This window comes from Chryseobacterium lacus (genome assembly GCF_003336205.1).
GTDB lineage: Bacteria > Bacteroidota > Bacteroidia > Flavobacteriales > Weeksellaceae > Chryseobacterium_A > Chryseobacterium_A lacus.
The window spans coordinates 343,995-349,994 of the sequence record NZ_QPIE01000004.1 but is presented as its reverse complement, the minus strand read 5'-3'; the positions used below and the strand labels follow the sequence as shown (position 1 = coordinate 349,994).

Below are 6,000 nucleotides of genomic sequence, written 5' to 3'. Positions count from 1 at the left end.
CTGATCTACGGGTGTGGACTCCGGTGTATGGAAGTGCGGAATATCGAGCTTCGGCATCTGGATTTTGACCGGAAAATGCTTCACATTGTGCAGGGTAAAGGCCGGAAAGACCGGTATGTTCTGCTTTCAGAGCATTTAATCCGGGGATTGAAAACCTTTATTAAAGTTGAAAATCCGGTTCAGTATTTATTCAACGGAAATCAAAACAGGAATGTTGAAGAGATTGACCAGCCGGATTCTGGCACACCGGATTTCGATTCCCGCTACAGTCAAAGAGGAGTTCAGTGGGTGATTAAAACTATTGCTAAAAAAGCCGGCATTACCAAAGAGGTTCATACCCACACTTTGCGACACAGCTTTGCCACGCATTTATTGGAAGATGGAGTTTCCATCATTATGGTTCAAAAACTTCTGGGCCATGAAAGAATTGAATCGACCATGGAATATTTGCATGTCTGTCAGCTGTCGGATCAGCAGCCGCACAGTCCTTTGGATACCGTGTTTGCTTTATGCCGCAAAAATGGAAACCCGAACTAAGGGCGGAACTGTTGCTGAAGTTCTCCGCAAAATCGATTTACCGGCCAAAAACTTCAGCGTTCATCAGGAAAAGACACTTCGGGCTTTGTCCTGTTGCCGGACTTCCGCTCTGGGTGGTCATATCGATGCGTGTGACGGCTGCGGAAATCTTTCCATCAGTTACAATTCCTGCCGGAACAGGCACTGCCCGCAGTGTCAGGGACACAAAAAGGAAGAGTGGATCCAGAAGCGCGAACAGGATTTACTCCCGTGCAGTTATTATCATCTGGTTTTTACGCTTCCTGAAGAACTGAACGGTTTGGCCATTGCAAATCCCACCCTCATTTACAAAACCCTGTTTGAAGCGGCTTGGGCAACTTTAAACCAGTTCGGGAAAACCGAAGGAATCCAGTTGGGAATGATTGCGGTTTTGCACACCTGGGGGCAGAACCTGAGCTTGCATCCGCACCTGCACTGCATTGTACCGGGTGGCGGAATCAACCAGCAGGGAAAATGGAGAAGGAAAGTACGAACGGATAAATATCTCTTCTCTGTAAAAGCGATGAGCAAAGTGTTCCGTGCGAAGTTTGTGGCTTTATTGAGAGCTAATGGTATGAGTGACCAAAACTTGACTGAAAGGCTTTTCTCCAAAAACTGGGTTGTGTATGCGAAAAGACCTTTTGGTGGCCCCAAGCAAGTCATCGAATATTTAGGCAGATACACGCACAAAGTGGCCATCAGCAATCACCGGATTAAGGAAGTCACAGATAAAGAAGTTCGTTTTGCCTACAAAGATTACCGCAAAGGCGACGAGAAAAAAGAAATGACTTTATCGAATGTGGAGTTTATCAGGCGCTTCAGTCTGCATATCCTGCCGAAAAGATTTGTAAGGATCCGCCATTACGGTATTTTAAGCAGCAGCTGGAAGCGTGGAAAACTTCAGGATTTGCAAGAAAGTTTAAAAGTGGAACGGAGCGTTATTGTTCCCCAGACTATGCTCAGAAAATGCCGCTGTTGCAAAAAAGGAAAGCTAGTGGTCATTGCCATTTTCGGGCAACGTGGTCCGCCACAGGATTTTCTTTTCGTCACCCAAACTTTCTCTGCGAAATAAACTTTGCGGGTAAGGGAAGTTATATGCTGAAACGAAAAATCACAGCATTTAAACCCTACAAAGTGCCACTTCTGCCCACAAAAAAAGCAGTACTTCTAAAAAACTGCTTTGTGTATCTAAATTCTAAAAACGATAACTCCATAGACTGCCAAAAAAGCTCCCGAAGGTTCCGTTCAACAGGCTTTCATCTTGTGTCCTGCGGACAAGACGAAAGCTTAGTTATTATGTGTAGTTTTTTAGTATCTTTGTCAGATGAAATTATCAGATTAGCAAATTTACTTTACGCAACGTATAGGAAGAGAATAGTTTAGTATTATTCTTCGTTTCCTTATTGTCTCTTATTGTAAATTAAATATGTTAAATAATGAAAAATTACTTCGAAAGTCCTTTTAAAGGAAAAATAATCAAAGACCACATAACTAATCCCAATATAATTTCGGGTAAATATTCTTATTATTCTGGTTATTATCACGGTCATTCATTTGACGATTGTGCTCGTTATCTGTTTCCGGACAGGAATGATGTCGATAAACTAATTATCGGTTCTTATTGTTCAATAGGGAGCGGTGCAAGTTTCATAATGGCAGGTAATCAAGGTCATAAATATGATTGGATTTCCAGTTTTCCATTTTTTTATATGTCTGAATTTGATGTTTTCAGTAAAAGCCAAGATGGATTTCAAAAAGCAGGAGATACAGTTGTTGGGAATGATGTTTGGATTGGTAGTGAAGCTATGATAATGCCAGGAGTTCAGATAGGAGATGGAGCTGTTATTGGCAGTCGTGCTTTGGTTACAAAAGATGTTGAACCTTATTCAATTGTAGGGGGAAATCCAGCCAAATTGATAAAAAAGAGATTTAGTGATGATGACATCCAAAAATTGCAGGAAATGAAATGGTGGGAATGGGATGAAGAAACCCTTTTTGAAGCAATGCCAATTCTTTGTTCAAATAAAATCGATTTGTTGTACAAGTTTTTTAGAAAAATGAAATGATAAAAAGAAGGTTCCGAAATTCGGAGCCTTTTTGTTTTAACTGCGTTTGCGGCTAAAATTACACATAACGTTTGGCAAATTGGCGATGGAGCCGACTTTTAGCACAAATGTTGAATAGAATTACTAATCTTCAACATTGCACAAAAGTTCAATAGAAGTACTTCACCGGCTCTATTGCCAATTTGTTTGTTATGTGCCGTTTTATTCCATTTTATACATTTAACAATTGCTGAAACGTAAAGTCGGGTTTAAACATTTCAATTTCGTTTTGAGTTGATTCTTCTTGTGCTTCTTTGCCATAGATAAACATTTGCTGTTCATAATTTTTAACAGCCTCTTCAATGCTATTAAATTTTCCATCGGCTAGATTATCAGACAATATCAAGGCATCCACCAACCCACTATTTACTCCCTGCCCTGCAAAAGGCGGCATCAAATGTGCGGCATCCCCAATCATTGTTATGGGTAATGGGCGCTTGCTTTTCCAAGGCTTTTCTAAAGGAAATATCCGTGTAGCCAATCCTACAAATGACAACGTCGTATGAATCAATTCTTTGTAGCGTTCGTCCCAATCGGAAAATTCTTTCAGAAGAAAATCAACGACACTATTTCTGTTTTGAAAATCTACCTGCGTTTGGTTTTTCCATTCATCAGGTGTTTTAAAACTTATTCCAAAATGCAATGCACCATTATTATTGGGGTTAGCAAATAATAAATTACCTTGGTGAGATGCCATTAGCCGGTTTCCATTGCATAGCTGAAAAAATCCAGGACAGTTTATCTCTGGTTGATGAATATCGGCTTGTATATTGAAAGTACCTGTTTCTTCAACTTCCGTGTCGGTAACAAATTTTCTTACCTTGGACATCCCGCCATTGGCAAGAATAACCAAATCTGCTGTTTCACTCGGTTTATTCTCAAAAGTTAGTGTCCACTTCTTCTTACCAGGTTCAAGCATAACAAGTTTTCTATCCCAAATAACCGTGTCGTTTTCTAAACTATTCAACAAGATAGCCCTTAAGTCATTTCTGTTTATTTCAGGATTGTCAAATCGATTTTCGGGCTTTACATTTTTTGTGGATAAAATATTGCCTTTTTCATCAGCAATATTTACACCCATTGGTAAGGCTAAGTCATAATAAGTTTGTAACAATCCCGCTTTTTTCATTGCTTCCTGACCTGAACCTTTGTGTAGGTCAAGGGTTCCACCAAAAATTCTTGCCTCTCGGTCGTTGTCTCTTTCGTAAACTGAAACGTCTATGCCGTTTTGCTGTAATAATTTTGCCATAGTCAGTCCAACGGGTCCACCACCAATTATTGCAACGTTCTTATCACTAAGTAAATTCATTTGTTTGTCTGTATCTATTCGCATTGTCATTCAAAAATGGCACATAACGGTCAAGTATAAGCGTAGTGCGGGATTTCGGAGCAATTCACTGTCCGCCCACCACAAAGTTTCTTAGGAGCAAAAATGCTCAAATTTAGCAGTTCAGCCCGCATTACGCTTATACAATGTTGGCGGTAGTTTTTTTTATTCAATTCTCCTTAATACCCCCTTTAATTTTGCTTCAACTCCAAGATTATCAAAAAGTTTTTCAGTCAATGTTAATGTCTTCTTGAAAGCTGTTTTAATATCTGTCGGATCTAATTCTGATGTTGTCTCCTGAAATAACGAATACCAATCTGGGTCTATGTCTTTTTCCAAGCTTTTTGTTGGACTTTCCCAATGTTTGGTTTGGTATGTTTCAATTCTTATTAACCAAAGTAAATATTTTTGAACATTTGATAAGCTTTGGTAAGCGTGAGCAAATTCCTGTCGTTTAATTAAGTTGCTTGTTGTAAGTAAAACATTCAACAATGATTGGCTCAACCACAGGATATTTTCATTTGTTGTTCGATCAGGTACTTTAGTTTTTATTTCTTTGAGCGTGTTAGTCAATAAATCTTCTTTATCTACTAAAATCATCTTGCCAAAGTCGCTAAACTCTACCAAACCGTCCCACGATTTGATAACTTCCATTTGGTCGTTTGTCAAAAAATGAAACTCCCCCCTTATCATATTTTCAAAAATGGCAACTTCACTTCCATACTCGTTGGTAAAATATAATGCCAAAGGATGAATTTGGCTTACCCAATTTTCAGCGGAAAAATTTTCTTTATCCTTCAAGAAGATGTAGAATTCAATATCTGAATATTTGTCCCCTTCATTTTTGGTAAATGACCCGTACATAAATACGGCAGAAATATTTTTATCATTTTTAGCTATTGACTTTGTTTTGTCAATCATTTGTAACTGTGTCATTTTCTAATTTTTTAATATTAACAATCGCCCTTTCTACTTTGCGTATTAAAGGATATTTCAATTCTTATTCTATCTTACAGTTACTTATAGCTTCATTTTCTTGAATGTTTTTCGTTGTTAATTGTTTCTTCAAATTACCGCCAACGTTTTCGGGCTTTGCGTTCGGGCGGGTTTTGGAGCACAAAATTGTCAACTAGCAATGCACTTGAATAGAAGCACAAAGCTCTAAGTTTGCACGTCATCCCGCCTGACGCAAAACCCGTGTTAGCAGATGGTTTTTTATTGCCAATTTACTGGATATTGCATATAATCGAGAAATCCATTAGTTTCAAAAAGTATATCATAACCTTGACTTGTCAAATAATAATGACAAACTTTCACTTCATTATTTCTTTTCGGAAAAGTCAAAACAGCAGGGCATAATTTTGCTTTGTCAACTTTCATAGCAAAAACTTCGTAATTTTCGTCAATTTTCTTCTTGCTGAAAAGACCTAATGAACGATCATTAATGAATCTAGCAATTTTAATATCTTTTATTGAATATTTAAACATTTCATATTTTATTCCTTCATATTTTGCTGTATTTTCATTCATTGTTGAAGAAATTGTTATAGAATCATTTGCTATATTTTTGATTACTCCAGATTTATATCTTTTTCCATCAGAAAATTCAAGGTCATAAATCCCTTCCATTCTTATTGCAAATCCATCTTTAGCAGGGTTCCAACTTTTAGAAGGATCAATTTTTTTACCTTTTTTTTGGATTATTAAAACATTTCCAGGCTCATATTTACAATCAAAATGTTTCCCATAATTTTCCATGTAATCCAAACTGTCCTGAACAGATTCAAATTGGGCAAATGTTGAATTTGAAATAAGTAGTAATAAAATTTTAATTATATTTTTCATAGTTGTTTCACGGTTGTTTGAATAAACTTTCTGCTAACACCCAAATGTACGCATATATTTTAAATAAGCAACAATAAGTGTTAAAATTAATAAATAAATGCAATCCATTGTTTTTTAAATAATTATATCTACTTTTGATCGGGGAAAGGGAATACATAACAGGAATAC

At 37.2% G+C, this 6,000-nt stretch carries 6 protein-coding genes; 3 read left to right on the top strand and 3 right to left on the bottom strand.

All coding sequences use genetic code 11. The features are described 5' to 3' along the window. From DQ356_RS07105 to catB, 3 genes are all read left to right on the top strand, one after another. A partial coding sequence (locus tag DQ356_RS07105) for a tyrosine-type recombinase/integrase (protein ID WP_228420678.1) occupies positions 1-537 on the top strand: 537 nt, incomplete at its 5' end. Further along, positions 521-1,627, top strand: coding sequence for an IS91 family transposase (locus DQ356_RS07100; RefSeq protein ID WP_114303770.1), 1,107 nt, complete (start codon positions 521-523; stop codon positions 1,625-1,627). The genes DQ356_RS07105 and DQ356_RS07100, both read left to right, overlap by 17 nt. Before the next feature lie 364 nt (positions 1,628-1,991). Continuing rightward, the gene (catB, locus tag DQ356_RS07095; RefSeq protein ID WP_010256763.1) at positions 1,992-2,621 is read left to right on the top strand and encodes a type B chloramphenicol O-acetyltransferase; all 630 of its coding nucleotides are present in this window, start codon (positions 1,992-1,994) and stop codon (positions 2,619-2,621) included. Between the two features lie 211 nt (positions 2,622-2,832). On the opposite strand, the gene DQ356_RS07090 is transcribed toward catB, so the two are convergent. The 3 genes from DQ356_RS07090 to DQ356_RS07080 form a co-directional block, all read right to left on the bottom strand. After that, positions 2,833-3,999: a tetracycline-inactivating monooxygenase Tet(X2) gene (locus DQ356_RS07090; protein WP_008651082.1), complete on the bottom strand. Its 1,167-nt coding sequence runs from the start codon at positions 3,997-3,999 to the stop codon at positions 2,833-2,835. 153 nt (positions 4,000-4,152) lie between these two features. After that, complete coding sequence (gene lnu(I) / locus DQ356_RS07085) at positions 4,153-4,923, bottom strand: lincosamide nucleotidyltransferase Lnu(I) (RefSeq protein WP_114303769.1); 771 nt, start codon at positions 4,921-4,923, stop codon at positions 4,153-4,155. A 279-nt stretch (positions 4,924-5,202) separates the two neighbouring features. Further along, positions 5,203-5,832, bottom strand: coding sequence for a hypothetical protein (locus DQ356_RS07080; RefSeq protein ID WP_228420676.1), 630 nt, complete (start codon positions 5,830-5,832; stop codon positions 5,203-5,205). Positions 5,833-6,000 lie beyond the last annotated feature (168 nt).

What these genes read in the sequence shown, in the direction of transcription:
- DQ356_RS07080 (WP_228420676.1), bottom strand. Translation starts at nt 5,832, where the DNA reads ATGAAAAATATAATTAAAATTTTATTACTACTTATTTCAAATTCAACA.
- catB (WP_010256763.1), top strand. Translation starts at nt 1,992, where the DNA reads ATGAAAAATTACTTCGAAAGTCCTTTTAAAGGAAAAATAATCAAAGAC.
- DQ356_RS07090 (WP_008651082.1), bottom strand. Translation starts at nt 3,999, where the DNA reads ATGACAATGCGAATAGATACAGACAAACAAATGAATTTACTTAGTGAT.
- DQ356_RS07100 (WP_114303770.1), top strand. Translation starts at nt 521, where the DNA reads ATGGAAACCCGAACTAAGGGCGGAACTGTTGCTGAAGTTCTCCGCAAA.